This is a genomic window from Parafannyhessea umbonata (assembly GCF_012844235.1).
GTDB lineage: Bacteria > Actinomycetota > Coriobacteriia > Coriobacteriales > Atopobiaceae > Parafannyhessea.
On sequence record NZ_JABAGR010000002.1, the window covers coordinates 310199 to 329913 of the forward strand.

At 66.6% G+C, this 19715-nt stretch carries 17 protein-coding genes and 2 tRNA genes; 16 read left to right on the top strand and 3 right to left on the bottom strand.

Translation table 11 applies throughout. The annotated features are described in order from the left end of the window. The first annotated feature begins 69 nt into the window (after positions 1-69). Positions 70-984 carry a serine O-acetyltransferase gene (locus HF885_RS03210; RefSeq protein WP_170103510.1) on the top strand — a complete coding sequence of 305 codons (915 nt, stop codon included), beginning with the start codon at positions 70-72 and terminating at the stop codon, positions 982-984. Between the two features lie 13 nt (positions 985-997). Here the strand turns inward: HF885_RS03210 and HF885_RS03215 are convergent, their stop codons facing one another. After that, positions 998-1438 carry a hypothetical protein gene (locus HF885_RS03215; protein ID WP_170103511.1) on the bottom strand — a complete coding sequence of 147 codons (441 nt, stop codon included), beginning with the start codon at positions 1436-1438 and terminating at the stop codon, positions 998-1000. Between the two features lie 275 nt (positions 1439-1713). Between HF885_RS03215 and leuS the strand changes: the two genes are divergently transcribed. The 10 genes from leuS to rpoD all read left to right on the top strand — a co-directional run bounded on the left by leuS (position 1714) and on the right by rpoD (position 15893). Next, positions 1714-4278 (top strand): leucine--tRNA ligase, encoded by a 2565-nt coding sequence (gene leuS, locus HF885_RS03220; protein ID WP_170103512.1) that lies wholly within the window; start codon positions 1714-1716, stop codon positions 4276-4278. 215 nt (positions 4279-4493) lie between these two features. Continuing rightward, positions 4494-4964, top strand: coding sequence for a ribosome maturation factor RimP (gene rimP / locus HF885_RS03225; protein WP_170103513.1), 471 nt, complete (start codon positions 4494-4496; stop codon positions 4962-4964). A 61-nt stretch (positions 4965-5025) separates the two neighbouring features. Beyond that, positions 5026-6273 (top strand): transcription termination factor NusA, encoded by a 1248-nt coding sequence (gene nusA, locus HF885_RS03230; RefSeq protein WP_170103514.1) that lies wholly within the window; start codon positions 5026-5028, stop codon positions 6271-6273. A gap of 54 nt (positions 6274-6327) precedes the next feature. Further along, a complete protein-coding gene (infB, locus tag HF885_RS03235) occupies positions 6328-8964 on the top strand; it encodes a translation initiation factor IF-2 (RefSeq protein WP_170103515.1) in 2637 nt (878 codons plus the stop codon). 4 nt (positions 8965-8968) lie between these two features. Further along, complete coding sequence (gene rbfA / locus HF885_RS03240) at positions 8969-9382, top strand: 30S ribosome-binding factor RbfA (protein ID WP_170103516.1); 414 nt, start codon at positions 8969-8971, stop codon at positions 9380-9382. Between the two features lie 7 nt (positions 9383-9389). Continuing rightward, positions 9390-10493, top strand: a complete 1104-nt coding sequence (locus tag HF885_RS03245; protein WP_170103517.1) for a DHH family phosphoesterase — start codon at positions 9390-9392, stop codon at positions 10491-10493. Beyond that, positions 10494-11432, top strand: a complete 939-nt coding sequence (truB, locus tag HF885_RS03250) for a tRNA pseudouridine(55) synthase TruB (RefSeq protein WP_170103518.1) — start codon at positions 10494-10496, stop codon at positions 11430-11432. It abuts the gene before it with no gap. After that, positions 11429-12496, top strand: a complete 1068-nt coding sequence (ribF, locus tag HF885_RS03255; RefSeq protein WP_170103519.1) for a riboflavin biosynthesis protein RibF — start codon at positions 11429-11431, stop codon at positions 12494-12496. The genes truB and ribF overlap by 4 nt, the downstream gene beginning before the upstream one ends. After that, on the top strand, positions 12493-14475 hold the full coding sequence (gene dnaG / locus HF885_RS03260; protein WP_170103520.1) for a DNA primase: 1983 nt from the start codon (positions 12493-12495) through the stop codon (positions 14473-14475). Before ribF ends, dnaG begins: the two co-directional genes overlap by 4 nt. 50 nt (positions 14476-14525) lie before the next feature. Continuing rightward, positions 14526-15893, top strand: a complete 1368-nt coding sequence (gene rpoD / locus HF885_RS03265; RefSeq protein WP_170103521.1) for an RNA polymerase sigma factor RpoD — start codon at positions 14526-14528, stop codon at positions 15891-15893. Between the two features lie 144 nt (positions 15894-16037). Here the strand turns inward: rpoD and HF885_RS10300 are convergent, their stop codons facing one another. After that, positions 16038-16259: a hypothetical protein gene (locus HF885_RS10300; RefSeq protein ID WP_206109745.1), complete on the bottom strand. Its 222-nt coding sequence runs from the start codon at positions 16257-16259 to the stop codon at positions 16038-16040. 30 nt (positions 16260-16289) lie between these two features. After that, on the bottom strand, positions 16290-16430 hold the full coding sequence (locus HF885_RS10305) for a hypothetical protein (protein ID WP_206109746.1): 141 nt from the start codon (positions 16428-16430) through the stop codon (positions 16290-16292). 275 nt (positions 16431-16705) lie between these two features. Between HF885_RS10305 and HF885_RS03275 the strand changes: the two genes are divergently transcribed. From HF885_RS03275 to HF885_RS03295, 5 genes are all read left to right on the top strand, one after another. Continuing rightward, positions 16706-16780, top strand: a tRNA-Asn gene (locus HF885_RS03275). 3 nt (positions 16781-16783) lie between these two features. Further along, positions 16784-16858, top strand: a tRNA-Asn gene (locus HF885_RS03280). 131 nt (positions 16859-16989) lie between these two features. Next, positions 16990-17838 (top strand): ABC transporter permease, encoded by an 849-nt coding sequence (locus HF885_RS03285; RefSeq protein WP_170103522.1) that lies wholly within the window; start codon positions 16990-16992, stop codon positions 17836-17838. 23 nt (positions 17839-17861) lie between these two features. After that, the gene (locus tag HF885_RS03290) at positions 17862-18644 is read left to right on the top strand and encodes an ABC transporter ATP-binding protein (RefSeq protein WP_170103523.1); all 783 of its coding nucleotides are present in this window, start codon (positions 17862-17864) and stop codon (positions 18642-18644) included. Between the two features lie 9 nt (positions 18645-18653). Continuing rightward, the gene (locus HF885_RS03295) at positions 18654-19715 is read left to right on the top strand and encodes a glycosyltransferase family 2 protein (protein ID WP_170103524.1); all 1062 of its coding nucleotides are present in this window, start codon (positions 18654-18656) and stop codon (positions 19713-19715) included.

Sequence of the window (19715 nt, forward strand, 5' to 3'; positions counted from 1 at the left end):
CCAACTCATAGCGTGGCGGTGGGTTTTTGTTTGGGACGACGTCCGCGCGCGGACGATGGGGTGATGAGCATGAAGAGTTGCGGTGTGGCGGAGCGACTGGCTGCCATGAACGTGGAGTACGCTGCCGAGAAGAGCTTCTTCGGCGGCACGCGGCGTCACTTTCCAAGCAGGAGCGCCTGCGTCGAGCTGATCTCGGACATACGTCGCCTGCTGTTTCCCGGCTACTTCGACAACGAGAGCGCGGCGGGGGAGAGCAACGATTACCTCACGCGCGAGCGCATCCTGCACATCGAGCGCGTGCTGCAGGGGCAGGTGCTCGAGGCGCTGCTGTTCGACGACGGCGACCTGAGCCGCGACGAGGCGGGAAAGCGCGCCTCCCACGTGGCGAACGTTTTTCTCGACAGCCTGCCCCAGGTCCTCGAGCTCCTGATGACGGACATCCAGGCGCTCTACGACGGAGACCCCGCGGCAGGAAGTCTCGAAGAGGTGCTCGTCGCATATCCCGGCCTGTACGCAATCTTCGTCTATCGCATCGCCCACGTTCTGTACGGGCTTAACGTGCCCCTTATCCCGCGACTGATGAGCGAGCACGCCCACAGCAAGACGGGAATCGACATCAATCCCGGCGCAAACATCGGCAAGTACTTCTTCATCGACCACGGCACGGGCGTCGTCATCGGCGAGACCACCGACATCGGCGATCACGTGAAGATCTACCAGGGCGTCACGCTCGGCGCGCTCTCCACCCGCAAGGGCCAGCTCCTCTCGGGAAAGAAGCGCCACCCCACGCTCGGGGACTACGTCACGGTGTACTCGAACGCGTCCATCCTGGGAGGCGAGACCGTCATCGGAAGCGGTGCCGTCATCAGCGGCTCCGCCTTCGTGTGCGAGTCCGTCCCGCAGAACGCGCGCGTCATCCTTAACCAGGAGACCATCGTCCACAAGCCGGACGACGCAGAGCCGGCGTGGTGCTACGTGATCTAGGCATACGCGCACATCAGCTGTAGGACCCGTCGTCGGAGCTCGCGGGCCTCACCTCGACGGCGCGCTCGCTCTCGTATGCCATGAGGTCGATGTAGTACTGCTGGGTGTCAGTGTTCCAGTCGTCCTTCGCGTCGTACGCCTTGTTCAACTTCTCCAGCGACTTGCTCAGCGCCTCGAGCTTCGACCGCGTCTTCGTTGCGAGCTCCATGCTCGTGTCGACGGACGCGGCCTCCTGCTTCTTGTACGCCTCGACGTAGGCGTCGGTGTCGTCCATGACCCTCTTGCCGGCCTTCGCGACCCTTTCGTCGACCTTCGCGGGGTCATACGGCACCCTTACGGAGGCCCCCACGGAGCCGTCGGACCCAGAACCCGGCGAGATAACACCTCCCGAGCACGCCCCAAGCGACAGGGCGATGGCCGCGGCCGACACGATGGCAATGGCGTTCCTTGACATGCGCTTCTCCTTTGATCGGGCGTTTGCTGCGCCATGCAGCCTCCAGGCCAACGAAACCCGTTCAGAAATTGAACAGCAACCGCGCGCGCGGGGTCGTCGCGCGGCGGTGCTAATTGGTCTGCGAGCGGCAGGGCCGCAGCGGTTGGGGCGTCCTGGGGCCACGTTGTGGCGACAACGTTTACGCCGCGTAACGCGCCGGCATGCTGTCCGGTGCGTTTCGCTATACTAGGGCGTGCTAAATTGCAGCTAGTGTGCATTGCTAGGAGAGGAACCAAATGGCTGACAACAACGACGCCGCCGAGGGCACGTTCCCGGCGTACGACGCGCAGGCGATAGAGACCAAGTGGCAGAGGATCTGGGAGGAAGAGGACCTCTACAAGACGGACACGGACCCGGCGAAGCCGAAGAAGTACGTGCTCGAGATGTTCCCGTACCCCTCGGGCGACCTGCACATGGGCCACGCGCGCAACTACACCATCGGCGACGCGATGGCGCGCCAGGCCCGCATGCGCGGCTACGACGTGCTGCATCCCATGGGCTTCGACGCGTTCGGCCTCCCCGCCGAGAACGCGGCCATCAAGCACAACACGCAGGCGTCCAAGTGGACGCACCAGAACATCGCGCAGGCCGTCAAGACCATGAAGCGCATGGGCTTCAGCTACGACTACGACCGCATGTTCAACACCTGCGACCCCGAGTACTACAAGTGGGGCCAGTGGATGTTCATCCAGATGTGGAAGAAGGGCCTGGCGTACCGCGCCACGAGCCCCGTGAACTGGTGTCCGACGTGCAAGACCGTGCTCGCGAACGAGCAGGTCGTCGATGGCAGGTGCTGGCGCTGCGGCTCCGTGCCCGAGAAGCGCAACCTCAGCCAGTGGTACCTCAAGATCACGGACTACGCGCAGGAGCTGCTAGACGACCTCGACAAGCTCACCGGCTGGCCGGAGAACGTGAAGGCGCAGCAGCGCAACTGGATCGGCCGCTCCGAGGGAGCCGAGATTGACTTCCGCCTCGCCGCCGAGGACGGCGTGACCCCCACGGACCGCAAGGTGACCGTGTTCACCACGCGCGCCGACACGCTGTTTGGCGTGAGCTTCATGGTTCTGCCGCCCGAGAGCGACCTCGCGGCGGAGCTGGTTGCCGGCACGAAGTACGAGGCCGACTTCAAGGCGCTGAAGGCCGCGACCGAGAAGGTCTCGGCCGTCGACCGCCAGGGCTCGGAGCGCGAGAAGCACGGCGTCTTCACCGGCCGCTACGTCATCAACCCGATCAACGGCCGGCCCGCGCCCGTGTGGGTCGCGGACTACGTCCTCATGGACTACGGCACTGGCGCCGTCATGGGCGTGCCCTGCGGCGACCAGCGCGACTTCGACTTCGCCCGCAAGTACGGCCTGGAGATCGCGCCGATCATCTGCGAGAAGGACGACCCCCTGTACGAGGAGCTCAAGGACGAGAAGGAGCTCCGCGTACGCTCCGTGGACTGGGACAAGGCCATGGTGGCCGAGGGATACCTCGTGCAGTCCGGCGAGTTCACGGGCCTGAAGGGCGGCAAGCACTCCGAGGCGGTCGACGCGATCACCGCGTGGCTGAAGGAGCACGACTGCGGCCGCCCGACGGTGCAGTTCCGCCTGCGCGACTGGCTCATCAGCCGCCAGCGCTACTGGGGCAACCCCATCCCCATGATCCACTGCGACCACTGCGGTGACGTGCCCGTCCCCGAGGACGAGCTCCCGGTCCTTCTCCCCGAGAACCTCGACCTGGGCGCCGGCGACACGCTGGCGGAGTATGCGCCGTTCTACGAGACGACGTGCCCCAAGTGCGGCCGCCCCGCGAAGCGCATCACGGACACGATGGACACGTTCACGTGCTCCAGCTGGTACTACCTGCGCTACTGCGACCCCCACAACGACGAGGCGCCGTTCTCTAAGGAGGCCGTGGACCGCTGGATGCCGGTGGACAACTACATCGGCGGCATCGAGCACGCCATCCTACACCTGCTGTACAGCCGCTTCTGGACGAAGGTCCTGCGCGACCTTGGCATGGTCGACGTGGACGAGCCGTTCACGAACCTGCTGTGCCAGGGCATGGTGAAGGACGAGAACGGCGACACCATGAGCAAGTCCAAGGGCAACGTCGTGCCGCCCTCAAGCGTGATCGACCCGTACGGCGCTGACACCATGCGCCTGGCGATCCTGTTCGTGGCGCCGCCCGAGAAGGACTTCGACTGGGATCCCGAGGCCGTTGCCGGCGCGAACCGCTTCATCAAGCGTGCGTGGCGCGTGGTGTGGCAGCTCGTCGACGGCGCCAAGGCCGGCGAGGTGGACGCGAAGGCGCTCGACGCGGATGCGAAGGAGCTGAACCGCGTCCTGCACGAGATGGGCATCAAGTGCACGAACGACTTCGACCGTGGCCAGTTCAACACCGCTATCTCTGCGGTGATGGAGCTGACGAACGCCGCGAGCAAGTACGTGAACGACGTGGACGCCGAGAAGCGCGACGGCGCGCTGTGCCACCGCGTCGCCCACGACATCGTGACCATGCTCGCGCCGATCTGCCCGCACTGGGCGGAGGAGCTGTTCCACGAGGCGCTTGGCATGACGGGCTCCGTGTACAACGAGCCCTGGCCCGAGTTCGACGCCGCGCAGGCGAAGAGCGACACCGTCGAGATTGCCGTGCAGATCAAGGGCAAGGTGCGCGCCCGCATCAACGTCCCGGCCGACGCGAAGAAGGACGAGCTCGAGGCGGCCGCGAGGGAGGCCGTAGCCGCGCAGCTTGAGGGCAAGGACATCAAGAAGGTCATCGTGGTGCCCGGGAGGCTCGTGAACATCGTCGCGCTGTAGCGCGTGTCCTGCCGCGCTGCGTCCGCGGCTGCCGCGGACGGCGACGGACGCGCCGGGGTTGCGAAGAAATTGTGTCGGCCCGACGCGTCTGGCGGGCGCGGGGCCGACGTGCTAGAGTATCTATAGCTTAATCGTGATTGTTCGAGGAAGTGGGGTGGATTTTCTCGCCCCGCTTCCTTTCTGTATGTCGGGCCGCAGCCCGGGAAGGAGGACCCATGGCGTCCACGGATATCGAGAGGGAGCTGCTTGCCGCGCTCGAGGCGGCCGCCCCGGAGCACGGCATCGACGTGGTGGACGTCGAGGTCGTCGGCGCGTCGAAGGCGCCGGTCGTGCGCGTGAGGCTCGACCATGCGGACGAGTCACTGCCCACGATAACGCTGGACGAGGTCACGGCCCAGAGCGACTGGGTGAACGCGGTCATCGACGAGAGGGACCCGTTCCCGGGCTCGTACACGCTCGAGATATCGAGCCCCGGCCTGTCGAGGCCGCTGCGCCGCGCGCACGACTTCGAGCGCTTCGCGGGCGAGGACGTGTCGCTGAACACGTTCGACCGCGAGGGACGCAGGCACTACACGGGCACGCTGAAGGGGCTCGTGGACGGCAGGGTCGTCGTGGAGTGCGACGGCGAGGAGTTCTCGTTCGGTCTTGACGACATCAAGAGCTGCAAGATAAAGCCAAGGTTCTAGGCAACGCGGCCGGCGGGCGCCGGCATTGGATTTCGAATCTTAACTCGTGAGAGGAAGCACCATGGCATCAGAGATGATGGAAGCACTTATGGCACTGTGCCAGGAGAAGCACATCGACGAGCTGTACCTGATCGACCAGCTCGAGCAGTCCCTGGCGAAGAGCTATGCCGAGGTCATGCACCTGCAGGACGGCGCGCGTGTGACGATCGACCGCGAGACGGGCAAGGTCTACGTGTACAAGCTCGTCCCGAAGGAGGAGTCCTGGGACGACGAGACCGGCCTGTACACCGACTTCGACGAGGTGGACGTGACGCCTAAGGACACGAGCCGCACCGCGTACACGCACGCGAAGTCCGTCATCAACGACATAGTGCGCAACGCCGGGCGCCAGCAGATCTACGAGGAGTTCTCGAAGCGCATCGGCGACATCATCACGGGCACCGTGCTGCAGACGACGCCGGACTTCGCCATCATCAAGATACGCGAGGGCGTCGAGGCGGAGCTGCCGTACTTCGACCAGCGCCGCTACCCGGACGAGCTGAACGAGCGCCCCGCGGGCGAGCGCTACTCCCACCACCAGCAGATCCGCGCGATCATCATCGACGTGCGCGACCCCAACAGCAACCAGCAGCCCGTGCGCGGCGAGCGCCAGCGCCCGTCCATCGTGGTGTCCCGCACCCATCCGGACCTCATCCGCAGGATGTTCGAGCTCGAGGTGCCAGAGGTCTACGACGGAGTCGTCGAGATCCGCTCCATCGCGCGCGAGGCCGGCGTCCGCTCGAAGGTGGCCGTGAGCTCGCTTGACGACCGCCTCGACCCGGTGGGCGCCTGCGTCGGCCCGAAGGGCAGCCGCGTGCGTGCCGTCGTGTCCGAGCTGCGCGGCGAGCGCGTGGACGTGGTGCTCTGGAGCGACGACCCCGCGAAGTGCGTCGCGAACGCGCTGTCCCCGGCGCGCGTCTCGCGCGTGCTGGTGGACGACGAGGACAACTACGCCACGGTCATCGTTCCGGACGACCAGCTGTCCCTCGCCATCGGCAAGGAGGGCCAGAACGCCCGGCTGGCCGCGAGGCTCACGGGCATGCACATCGACATCAAGAACGAGTCGCTTGCGCGCAAGGTCATGAGCGAGATGCCCGAGGACGTGGACGTCGTCGCGGAGGAGGGCGAGCACCGCTGCGAGTACACCGGGCCGACCGGCATCCAGTGCCGCAACATGGCGCGCCCGGGCTCGCGCTTCTGCGGCATCCACGAGAAGCTCGCGCAGTACGCGGACTCCACCGTGTCCGACGATCCCGACTCCCTGATCTAGCTGCGAGTCGAAAGAATATGAACGTTTCCCGTCCCACTCTGGAAGGTTGGTTTTATGGCAAAGACTCGTGTGCATGATCTGGCCAAGGAATATGGAATGACGAGCAAGGAGATGCTTGGTCACCTTGCCGAGATGAAGATACCCGCGAAGTCGCCCTCGTCCACGCTCGAGGACGCGTACGTCTCCATCATTCGCAAGAAGCTGAAGCCGATCCTGGAGGCGCGCGCCGCCGAGATCGAGGCGCAGAAGCGCGCCGAGGCAGAGGCGAAGGCGAAGAAGGAGCGCGAGGAGGCCGCCAAGGCCGAGAAGGAGCGCATCGCCGCCGAGAAGCGCCGCGAGAAGGAGCGCGCCGAGGAGGAGAGGCGCCGCGCCGCCGAGGAGGCCGCGCGCAAGAAGGCCGAGGAGGAGCGCCTTGCGGAGGAGAAGCGCCGCAAGGAGGAAGAGGAGCGCAACCGCGTGCGCGACAACGCCCCGAAGTCCATCCCGTCCTTCACGAGCCTGCTCGACCAGATCGCCCAGCAGGAGGAGATCCTGAAGGAGCAGGCCGAGGAGCAGGCGAAGAAGAAGGAGGAGAGCAGGGGGCCGCGCAGGGACCGCCGCGGCGAGAAGGGCGCGGAGTCCCAGCACAGGAGCTCCCACAGGGCTCCCGTCGCCCCCGGTGAGATGGAGGGCGAGTCCGATCACTCCGGCAAGGGTCACGGCAAGGGCGGCCGCAAGGGCCAGCGCCGCGGCGGCCAGGGCGAGGACCGCTACAGCCGCATGGCCCGCGAGGCGGAGGAGTACAACCAGGTCCTGGAGGAGGCGCGCGAGGCCGTCGAGGAGGCGACGCGCGAGTCCACCGGACGCCGCAAGAAGCGCAAGGAGCGCAGGAAGAAGCAGCAGGCCGAGAAGGCTGAGGAGAAGCGCATAGAGGAGGCCATCGCAAACGACCAGGACCTGTCCCAGCTCGACACGGTCAAGGTCCCGCAGGGCTCCACCGTCGCGGAGCTCGCCGATCTTCTCGGCGTTCCCGCGAACGACATCATCAAGCGCCTGTTCCTGCTCGGCACGCCGCTCACGGTGACGGAGTCCATGTCCGACGACCTCATCGAGCTCGTCGCCGACGACCTCGGCCGCGAGATCAAGATCATGACGAAGGAGGAGGAGAACTCCTTCTCGTTCTACGACGACCCGAAGGACCTGAAGCCGCGTCCGCCCGTCGTCACGGTCATGGGCCACGTCGACCACGGCAAGACGTCGCTTCTGGACGCGATTCGCCACACCGGCGTCGCCGCGGGCGAGGCCGGCGGCATCACGCAGGCCATCGGCGCCTCGCAGGTGCAGATCAACGGTCGCACGATCACGTTCATCGACACGCCGGGTCACGAGACGTTCACCGCCATGCGTGCGCGTGGCGCGAAGGTGACGGACATCGTCATCCTGATCGTCGCCGCCGACGACGGCGTCATGCCGCAGACCATCGAGTCCATCAACCACGCGAAGGCCGCCGAGGTCCCCATCATCGTGGCCGTCAACAAGATCGACAAGCCCGGTGCCGACCCGACGCGCGTGCGCCAGGAGCTGACCGAGTACGGCATCATCCCGGAGGAGTGGGGCGGACAGAACATGTTCGTCGACATCTCCGCGAAGAAGAAGATCGGCATCGACGACCTGCTCGAGGCCGTCCTGCTCGAGGCCGACGTGCTCGAGCTCAAGGCGAACCCGGACACGTTCGCGTCCGGCAACGTCCTCGAGGCGAAGCTCGACCGCGGTCGCGGCTCCGTCGCGACGCTGCTGGTCAACCGCGGCACGCTGCGCGTGGGTGACGCGATCGTCGCGGGCATGTCCTACGGCAAGATCCGCGCCATGATCGACTCGCGCGGCAACAACGTGAAGGAGGCCACGCCGTCGACGCCGGTCGAGGTGCTCGGCCTGCAGAGCGTCCCCATGGCCGGCGACGAGTTCCGCGTGTTCCAGGACGAGCGCGAGGCGCGCAGCCTCGCTGACGAGCGCGCCCTCAAGGCCCGCATCGAGGAGCAGAACAAGGTCAAGCACGTCACGCTCGAGAACCTGTTCGACACCATGGCCGACGCCGAGGTGAAGGAGCTCAACCTCATCATCAAGGCGGACGTCCAGGGCTCGATCGAGGCCCTTCAGGACTCGCTGGACAAGATGGACCAGTCCGAGGTGCGCATCAACACGATCCACTCCGCCGTCGGTGCCATCACGGAGACCGACGTCACCCTGGCGGACGCCTCGAACGCGATCATCATCGGCTTCGGCGTGCGTCCGGATGCCAAGGCGAAAGCCGCTGCGGAGCGCGACGGCGTCGAGATCCGTACCTACAGCGTCATCTACAAGGCCATCGAGGACATCGACGCCGCCCGCATCGGCATGCTCAAGCCGACGGAGCAGGAGGTCCAGACCGCGACCATCGAGGTCCGCAACACGTTCAAGGTGCCGAAGGTCGGCATCGCCGCGGGCTGCATGGTCCAGGACGGCGAGGTCTCGCGCGACGACCTCTGCAGGCTCGTCCGCGACGGCATCGTCGTGTACGAGGGCAAGCTCGCGTCGCTGCGCCGCTACAAGGACGACGTGAAGTCCGTCAAGGCCGGCTTCGAGTGCGGCATCGGCCTCGAGAACTTCCAGGACATCCACGTGGGCGACGTCATCGAGTCCTACCGCATCGAGGAAGTAGCACGTACGGAGTAGAGACATGAAGCAGAACCAGAATTCCCGACGCGCGAACAACCTCGCGCGCGAGAAGCTCGCCAACATCCTCCTGTTCGAGGTTTCCGACCCCGACCTCGCGCTCGTAACCCTCACGGGCGTGGAGGTCTCGGTCGACAAGTCCGTGCTGAAGGCCTACGTCAGCTGCGACCGCGACCGCTACGAGTCCGTGGCGGCCGCCCTCCAGCGGGCGAAGGGCCGCATCCGCAGCCTCTTGGGCCACGCCCTGGGCTGGCGGGTGACGCCGGAGCTCATCTTCCAGATCGACACCACGGCGGACGAGGCCGAGCGCATCGCCATCGCGCTCGAGAACGTTCCGCCCACGCTCTCGGTCGAGAAGGACGAGAACGGCTATCCCCTAGGCGAGGCGCCCGCGGGCGACGAGGAGAGAGGCGAGTAGCCCGGCCATGGGTCTTAGCAAGAACCCCGAGCAGGAGGCGCGCTTCGCGGAGATAGCGCGCCTCATAGAGAAGAGCTCGACCATCGCGATCTGCGCGCACACCAATCCCGACGGCGACGCCCTGGGATCCACCCTGGGGCTCGCCCGGGTCATTGGCATGCGCTGGCCCGAGAAGCGCGTCTGCGGACTGCTGGCGGATGCGGACGACGTGCCCAGGATCTACTCGTACCTCCCGGGCAGCGCCGGACTCGTCCGCGCATGCGACTACGAGGGCGACCCCGACCTGTTCGTCAGCGTCGACCTCTCCGTCGCCCACAGGCTGAACGACGCGGAGCCCGTGATGCGCAGGTCTGCCCGCACGGCGATCATCGACCACCACCCGTGCGAGGAGCCGTACGCCGACGCGAGCCTCATCCGCCCGAGCGCGGCCGCCACGGGCGTGCTCGTCGCGGAGTTTGCCCTGTACCTCGGCGTCGAGATTACGAGCGACGTCGCGCGATGCCTGTACTGCGCCATCGCGACGGACACCGGCCGCTTCCAGTACCAGAACGCGGACCCGGAGGCGTTCTCCGTCGCGTCGCTGCTCGTGGACTGCGGCGCGTCGCCGTCAGAGCTCTCGCTCAACGTGTACCAGAACTTCAGCCTGTCGTTCCTGCACCTCGAGGCGCTCGTGATGGGCCGCATCACGAGCTTCGCGGGCGGAAAGATCACGTACAGCTACGCCACGTCCGCGGACCTGGAGCGCACGGGCGCGAGCCTGGACGAGTGCGACGGCCTCGTGGACGTCGTGCGCAGCGTGTCCGGCTCTGAGGTCGCGCTGTTCCTTAAGGAGGTGCCCGGCGGCAAGGTGCGCGGAAACATCCGCTCGAAGACGGACAAGGACGTCTCGCAGATCGCGAGGCTCCTTGGGGGCGGCGGTCACAAGGCCGCTGCCGGGTTCACGTTCGACGGCGACATCGACCAGGCGCTCGCGGCGGTGCTGCCGCCGCTGCGCTCGCTGTTCGAGTACGTCGACCCGGACGGCACCATCATCGGAGAGCGGCTGGACCCCCGGCTGATCGAGGCTGACCGCGCGGCGCGCAGGGCCGCGCAGGCTGGAAGCGGTGAGTAGTTGAAGCGAGGACAAAGCGGAATAAACTGCCTGCTGGCCATAGACAAGCCGGTGGGCCTGAGCAGCCATGACGTAGTGAACCACGTGCGCAGGGCGCTGGGCGAGAAGCGCGTCGGCCATGCCGGCACGCTGGACCCGCTCGCGTCCGGCGTGCTCGTCGTGGGCGTGGGCCAGGGCACGCGGCTCATGGGCCTGCTGACGGCGGACACGAAGTCCTACGTCGCGCGCATCGCGTTCGGCACGCAGACCGCCACGGACGATGCCGAGGGCGAGGTCGTGCTGCGCAGGGATGCGCCGGCGGACGTCCTCTCGCGCGAGTTCGCGGCCGGCGTCGTGGCCGGGCTCGAGGGCGAGCAGGACCAGGTGCCGCCGTCCTTCTCGGCCATATCGGTCGGGGGCGTCAGGGCGTACGAACGCGCGCGCAAGGGCCAGGAGGTCGAGCTGAAGAGCCGGCACGTGACGATCATGAGCTCGGTGCTTCTGGACGTGGTCGCGGAGGGGCCGGACGGCCAGCCGTGCTGGGACTGCGCGTTCACCGTGTCGAAGGGCACGTACGTGCGCAGCATCGCGCGCGACCTGGGCGCCTCGCTCGGGAGCGCCGCGCACCTGGTGGAGCTCAGGCGCACGGCGTCCGGGGGCATCGGTCTCGCGGACTGCATCGCCCTGGAAGAGCTCGAGCGGCGCGGCGCGGGGGCGCTTGCGGAGTGCGCGCTCGACCCCGTGCGGAAGCTGGGGCTTCCCGCGCGCGAGCTAACGGTGGACGAGCTTGCGGACGTGCGCTGCGGCAAGCGCGTTACGTGCACGGACGCGGGGCTGCCCGAGGGCGGCCGCGTGTGCCTGACGTTTGGCGACGCCCTGGTGGGCATATGGGAGCGCGAGGGCGAGCGGCTTCGCTGCCAGATCAACTTCCCCTCCGGCGTCACGGGGGTGGCGCGGTGAGCGAGGAGGTCCTGGGCCAAGAGCTGCCGCTTGACGAAGAGTCGCTCGCCGGCCTGGTACGCGGCGGCCTGTTTATGCGCCGCGGGGCGTACGTGCGCCGCGACGTGCGGCATGGCACGGCCTACGTGCGCCAGGGCTCGGAGCTGCCCGCGGGGTGCGACGCCGTCATCTCCATCGGCGCGTTCGACGGGCTGCACGCCGGGCACCGCGCGCTCATTGCGGCGGCGCGGCGCGAGGCGGACGAGCGGGGCCTGCCGTGCGTGGTCGTGACGTTCGACCCGGACCCGGACGTGCTACTGGTGGGGGAGGAGCCGTCCACCAGGCTCCTTGCCACGGCGGACAGGGTGCGCGCCATCGAGTCCCTGGGCGCGGACGCCGTCGTGGTGCTGCGCTTTGACGAGGAGCTTGAGCAGACCGGCTACCAGGACTTCGTCACGCAGGTGCTTGGCGGGGTCGTTCGCCCGGCCTCAATCCACGTCGGCACCAACTTCAGGGTCGGCGCCGGAGGCAGGGGGGACGTGCGTGCGCTCGCGGCGTTCTGCGACGGCCTGGGCTGCGCCGTGCACGGCCACGACCTCGTGACTCGGGGCGGAAGCCCGGTCTCCAGCACCAGGATCCGCAGCCTTCTGCACAAGGGCGCGGTGGAGGACGCCGCCGGGCTCCTCGAGCGCCTGCACTTCGTGCGCGGCACCGTGGAGCACGGCCGCGGCGAGGGCACCGCGTTTGGCTTTCCGACGGCGAACGTGCGCACTTCTCCCGTGGACTGCATGCCAAGGGCGGGCGTGTACGCGTGTGTGGTGTGCGACGGGAGGACGGCGTGGCCGGCGGCGGTCAACGTGGGGAAGCCGCCCACGTTCAGCGCGCCGGAGGACAACTTCCTCGAGGCGAACCTCGTGGGGTTTGCCGGCGACCTGTACGGAAGCGAGGTGAGCGTCCTCTTCGCGCGGTGGCTGCGCGCCTCCAGGCCCTTCGATTCGACCGAGGAGCTGGAGCGTGTGGTTCTTGGCAACATAGACTGGGTACGAATTAACCTAGGCTCTTGCGGAGTGGGGGTGGACGCTTGATAACGGACGAGGACAAGGAGCGCGTGCGGCAGGCGACGGACATCCTGCAGCTCGTGGGCGAGACCGTGGAGCTGAAGCGCCGCGGCGCGGACTATTGGGGCTGCTGTCCGTTCCACCACGAGAAGAGCCCGTCGTTTCACGTGAACCCCACCACGGGGCTGTGGAAGTGCTTTGGCTGCGGCGCCGGGGGAGACGTGTTCGCCTACGTCATGAAGCGCGAGAGCCTGGACTTTCCCGACTCCATACGCTACCTGGCCGACAAGGCGGGCATCGAGCTTACGGAGGAGCGCGGCGCCGCCCGCAAGGGGCCGCGGCGCAACCGCCTGATAGAGTGCCTGACCGAGGCGGAGCGGTTCTACAACACCATGCTGCTGCGCGGCCGCGGCGAGGGGCCGGACGCCGGGCGCGCCTACCTGGCCGGCCGCGGCTTTGGCTCGGACGTGTGCCGCCGCTGGGGCCTGGGGTTCGCGGCCGGGCACCAGACGCTCGTGGAGCACCTGCGCAAGCTCGGCTTCTCCATGCAGGAGATCCTGGCTTCGGACCTTGCGCTGCAGGGGCAGGGCGGAAGGCTCCGCGACAGGTTCTTCGACCGCGTGATGTTTCCCATCCACGACGAGCAGGGCCGTACCATAGCGTTTGGCGGCAGGGTCATGGGCGACGCGAAGCCCAAGTACCTCAACACCAAGGAGACCGCGGTCTTCTCGAAGCGCAAGCACCTGTTCGCGTTCGACCGCGCGAAGGAGTCCATGGCCGCCACGGGCACGTGCATCGTGTGCGAGGGCTACACGGATGTCATGGCGATGCACGAGGCGGGGTTCGCCAACACGGTGGCCACGCTGGGCACCGCGCTCACGATGGACCACGTGAAGCTGATAGAGCGCTTCGCGAAGCGGCGCATCATCTGCATGTTCGACGGCGACGAGGCCGGGCAGCGCGCCGCGGAGCGCGCCGTGCAGTACATCGACAAGACGAGCGTCGAGATGCTGTGCGTGGTGCTGCCGGACAACCTGGACCCGATGGAGTTCCTCTCCGCCCGGGGCGCGGACGCGCTTCGGCCCATCCTGGAGGCGGCCCAGCCGCTCATGGACTTCGTGTTTGGCAAGCGGCTCGCCGGCTACGACCTCTCCGTCCCCGGAAAGCGCGTCGCAGCGCTGAACGACATGGCGGGCGTCCTTGCGCCCCTGGGCGACAGCATGCTGCTGGACGGCTACGCGCTGCAGCTGGGCGACATGCTGGGGTTCGACGTGGCGCGGGTGAAGCAGGTCATTCGCGAGCGTGCCGCCACGGAGCGCCGCAAGGCCGGCCAGCGCGACGGGGGAGGGCGCGCGGATGGGCGCCGGCAGCCGACAGGCGCGTCGTCGCGTGACGTGCCGCCGTACGACGCGCCCACCTACCATGAGGAAGGCGGCTATGGCAGCGGCTACGATGACGGCGCGTACGATGCCTACGACGGTCCGTACGCGCCCGCGGACGGAGGCGCTGGGCGAGAAGGGCAGGGCGTCTCGACCGCGGCGCTCTCGAACGACGAGAGGATGCAGTCGGCCGCGGAGCGCGAGCTTCTCGCCATGATTGCGTCGCACCCGGACGTGATGCGCGGCCACGGGGAGCGCATCGCCACGTTCACGTGGTCCGACTCGCGCTACGAGGCCATGGCGTGGGCCATGCTCGCGACCCCCGCGGGCACGCCGCCCGCGGACGTGGTGCGCGCGGCGGCGGGCGTAGTGGCCGAGGCCCCGCAGATACTTGCGGGCGGCAGGCTCGAGGTCACGTCGCGCATGCCCGCCGACCAGCGGGCGAACTTCCTGCTCGACGTCGTGGAGCTGTGGAGCAAGCGCCGCGAGGTGCGCGAGATAAAGGCAAGGCTGCGCCTGTCGTCGTCCACGGTGCCCGACGAGGGGCAGATAGAGCTCTTCAGGAGGGCGACGGAGCTCCAAAAGCGTATTAATGAGCTGTCAAATAGCGTTTCTGCCGTTGTGTAGGCGGCATTTTTGGGTAAACTCCCTATCGCATCTGCGTAGAAAGGAAATACGTGGCTAACAACAAGGCTACTGCCGAGGGCTCCTCGCAGCTGTCTGACGAGCTTGACGGCATCGTCCAGAAGCTCGTGAAGCAGGCGTCCGGCTCCAACAACAGCATCACCGAGGACGACATCCAGCTGGCCATCGCCGAGGTGGACGTGGACGACGACGAGCTTTCGGACATGTACGACGCCATCCGCGCCAAGGGCGTCGACATCGCGAACGCGGAGGACGGCGGCTCCGCCATGGGCGAGTCCGACGACCTCGACGACGAGGACGACGAGGACGAGCTCGAGGACGGGGACGACCTCGACGAGGAGGACGAGGAGCTGGCGGAGGCCCGCAAGGAGGCCCGCGCCGCAAGCGAGATCCTGCGCTCCTCCACCCCTAAGAGCAAGACCCGCAAGCGCTCTTCCAGGGCGCGCTCGCGCCGCACGGACAGCTCGACCGTGATGCTGACCGGCGACCCGGTGCGCATGTACCTGAAGGAGATTGGCAAGGTAGACCTGCTGACCGCCCAAGAGGAGGTCAACCTCGCCATGAAGATCGAGGCCGGCACCGAGGCCTCCAAGAAGCTCGAGGCCGCGGAGAACGGCGAGATCGAGCTCACCCGCGCCGAGCAGCGTCGCCTCATGCGCATCGAGCAGGTGGGCCTCGAGGCCAAGCAGTCGCTCATCAGCGCCAACCTCCGCCTCACGGTCTCCATCGCCAAGCGCTACGTCGGCCGCGGCATGCTGTTCCTCGACCTCATCCAGGAGGGCAACCTCGGCCTCATCCGTGCGGTCGAGAAGTTCGACTACACGAAGGGCTTCAAGTTCTCCACCTATGCCACGTGGTGGATCCGCCAGGCGATCACCCGCGCCATCGCGGACCAGGCGCGCACCATCCGCATCCCCGTCCACATGGTCGAGACCATCAACAAGCTCGTCCGCGTGCAGAGGCAGCTTCTGCAGGACCTCGGACGCGACCCCACCCCCGAGGAGATCGGCGCGGAGATGGGCATCTCCGCGGACCGCGTGCGCGAGATCCAGAAGATCAGCCAGGAGCCCGTCTCGCTCGAGACGCCAATCGGCGAGGAGGAGGACTCCCAGCTCGGCGACTTCATCGAGGACTCCACGGCCGTCGCGCCTCCGGAGGCCGCGAGCGACTCCATGCTTCGCGAGCAGCTTGAGCAGGTGCTTGACAGCCTCGCGGACCGCGAGCGCAAGGTCATCAAGTTCCGCTTTGGCCTCGAGGACGGGCATCCTCGCACGCTCGAGGAGGTCGGCCGCGAGTTTGGCGTAACGCGCGAGCGCATCCGCCAGATCGAGAGCAAGACGCTGGCAAAGCTGCGCCATCCGTCGCGCTCCGGCCGCCTGAAGGACTATATCGAGGACTAGCGTCCGTGCGCCGACCACATGCGTCATCAGGCGAGAAGGACCCGCTCCCATGCACGGGGGCGGGTCCTTCTCTGCATCGGGCTCGTTACTTGCGACGATGGGGCGGCTACGCCATCCTGCGCAAGGAACGCGGCAGTGCAGACGCTAGAACGCGAGGTCCTCGACCATCATCGGCTCGGTCTGGTAGCGCAGTGGCTCAAGCTCGTCAACGGTGTGGTAGCCGGATGGCGCGGCGAGCACGGTCGGGATGCGCTGCACGATGGTGGTGCAGGGAGCGATGTCGTCCACCAGGCTGAAGAGCGTCAGGATCGCGATGCCGGGGGCGCATCCGTCGAGGACGGCGTCCGCGTCGTCCGAGAGCTTCACGCCGAGCTTGACGGGAAGCCCCGCGAAGTCTCACGCGTACATGCCGATGACAGCGGGGTTCGTGTCGATGGCGACCACAAGCTGCGCGCCATGCTCGTGCAGGTAGCGAATGGTATACTTCGCCATCTTTCCGCAACCATACTGTACGACCCTGATTGGCCTGCGACCCATAGCAAACCTACTCGGACGTTCCGCCTGCCGGGTGCCGGCGGATTGACGCGCCTGTGCGCTTGGGCGTGTTATACCGCATTGACCTGCGGATATGTTGGTCCGCTTTTCACAATTAGCGCGCCGGTGCACCGGTTGGCGGGCGCGCGTCCACGACTTTGAGGATGCGGACGCGCACGCGCAGGCGCGTTTGTGGAGGCTCTTTGACGCAAAAAAATCCGCGATTCTTGCTTGCATGCGGCAAGATGTCTGTTATAGTTTCTACCGCACTAAGACATTCCCCGGTGGCGCAGTGGTAGCGCAGCTGACTGTTAATCAGCGTGTCGCAGGTTCGAACCCTGCCCGGGGAGCCATCTTCCCCGGTGGCGCAGTGGTAGCGCAGCTGACTGTTAATCAGCGTGTCGCAGGTTCGAACCCTGCCCGGGGAGCCAGCAGATCAGAGGCCGGAAGAGAAGATCTTCCGGCCTTTCTTGTTGTCTGGCCCTTCTCGCCTGCGCCTTGCCGATTTGGAGTCTCCGCTCTTTGTATGGCGAGGACACGGCTGTGCTAGCATTTTCCTGTCATGCAGACCAACGTTTTCGGAGGCAAATTGAACGCCGAGAAGAATACCGGGGCAGTCTCTGCAAAGGACGCGTGGTACCCACCGTCAAGGCGCGACTGGTTCATCCTGAGGCAGCTCGTCTCCAAGGACTTCAAGCTCAAGTATCGCAGGAGCACACTCGGCGTCGTGTGGAGCGTGCTGAACCCGCTGCTCATGATGCTCGTCATGGCGGCGGTGTTTGGCTCGTTCATGCGCTACAACGACCCGTCGCTCGGCAACTATGCGGTCTACCTCATCCTGGGAAACACCGCGTTCCAGCTCATGAGCGACGCGACGAACCAGGGCATGTGCTCCATCATCTGGGCGTCGTCGCTGCTGAAGAAGGTCAAGATCAACCGCTACGTCTTCCCCGTGCAGAAGGTGCTGTTTGCCGGCGTCAACTACGGCTTCTCGCTCATCGCGATCGCGCTCGTCATGATCGTGGAGCGCGTGCCGCTCACGTGGACCTCGGTGCTCATGCCTTTCGCGCTGCTCACGCTCGTGGTGTTCTGCATCGGCCTCTCGCTTCTGCTCTCCGCGCTCTCCGTGTTCTTCCGCGACGTCATCCACCTGTGGGGCGTCGTGCTCACGGCGTGGACCTACGCGACGCCGCTCTTCTACCCCTTCAAGATCCTGCCGCACTGGATGCAGGTCGCCGAGAAGTTCAACCCCATGTACATCTACATCACCTACATCCGCGACGTCATCCTGTACCACACGGTGCCCTCCGTCGGCATGCACGTTGCGTGCCTGGGGTTCGCACTGGTGGCGCTTGGCATCGGCTACGCCGTGTTCCACAAGAACGAGCACAAGTTCATCCTCTACATCTAGTCCCCGTCAGATCGGTGCAAACTATGGCAAAGCCAATCCTCACGCGTCCCAGCATCCCGCCCGAGGATGCGGAGACCGTCATCGACGTCGATGACGTCTCCATGATCTTCAACATCGCCTCCGAGCAGTTCAACTCCCTCAAGGAGTATTTCATCGCGCTTGCGCGCCACGAGCTCAAGTTCAAGGAGTTCCGCGCGCTCAACCACATCAACTTCAAGGTCAAGCGCGGCGAGGCGTTCGGCCTCGTCGGCACCAACGGCTCCGGCAAGTCCACCATGCTCAAGATCATCGCGGGCGTGCTCGAGGCGTCGGAGGGCACGTGCACGGTGCGCGGCACCATAGCCCCGCTCATCGAGCTCGGCGCCGGCTTCGATATGGAGCTCACCGCAAAGGAGAACATCTACCTGAACGGTGCGCTCCTGGGTTACCGCAAGGAGTTCATCGACGAGCACTTTCAGGACATCGTGGACTTCGCAGAGCTGCAGAACTTCATGGACATGCCGCTCAAGAACTACTCTTCCGGCATGGTGGCGCGCATCGCCTTCGCCATCGCCACGATTACGGAGCCGGACATCCTCATCGTCGACGAGACGCTCTCCGTTGGCGACTTCCTGTTCCAGCAGAAGTGCGAGCGTCGCATCAAGGAGCTCGTCGACGCCGACGACGTCACCGTCCTTCTCGTCAGCCACAACATCGACCAGGTCGAGCGCCTGTGCGACCGCGTCTGTTGGATAGAGAAGGGCCAGGAGCGCATGGTCGGCCCAACCGACGAGGTGTGCGCCGCGTACAAGAGCCTCGGGAACTAGGGGAGCGCCATGCCTTCCGCATCCGTCCTCGTACCCATCTACAACGTCGAGAGGTACCTCCCGGCATGCCTGGAGTCGCTCCGCGCGCAGGAGGGGGACTACGAGTTCCTCTGCCTGGACGACGGCTCGACCGATGGCTCAGCGGGAATCGCGGCGGAGTTCGCCGAGAAGGACGGGCGCTTCCGGCTGATACGCAAGGCGAACTCCGGCTACGGCGACACGCTGAATCGCGGCCTCGAGGAGGCCCGCGGCGAGTACGTGGGCATCCTGGAGTCCGACGACGTCATGTACCCGGATGCGCTCGAGACACTGCTTCGTGCCGCGAAGGGTGCCAGGGCGGACCTCGCAAAGGGCACGTACTCGCTCTGGTGGTCTGCCGACGGCCGCGACGTGGTGCAGCACGAGGTCCCGCAGCAGCTGCTGGGCAAGGTGGTGCGCCCGCGCGAGCACGACTTCTGCTACCTGCTGAAGCCGACGGACTGGAGCTGCCTGTACCGCGCGGAGTGGCTCTCTCGCGAGGGCATTCGCTTCCTGCCCACGCCGGGCGCGGCGTTCCAGGACACGTCGTTCATGTTCAAGGCGCTCTGCTCAACGGACCGGGCGGTGTTTCTGGACGTGCCCGTGGTCCACTACCGCCAGGACAACGAGGGATCTTCCATCAACTCGGAAAGCAAGGCGTACGCGGTCTGCGGCGAGTACGACGAGATAGAGCACTGGCTCGCCCTGCATGCCGACGACGCCTTCGCCGACAGGATGCGTCTGGGCTTCCAGGTGTCGAAGCTGAACGCGTACCTGTGGAACCTCGACCGCCTGAAGGACGACCTTGCGCCGGAGTTCGCGCACCGTATCGCGAGCGAGTTCTCTGCGTACGCGAGCAGGGGAGAGATTGACTGGCCCGCCTGGGACGCGTGGAAGGCCACGAACCTGAGGGCGATCCTTCGCGACCCGGACCACTACCTCGCCGTCAGGAGCCGCTACCACGGGCCGGGTGCCGCGGCCAAGGCCCGCTTCGCGCTGCACCTCGCGGGGCCGGCCGGCCTCGCCCAGGCGCTCGGCGGCAGGAGGGGATAG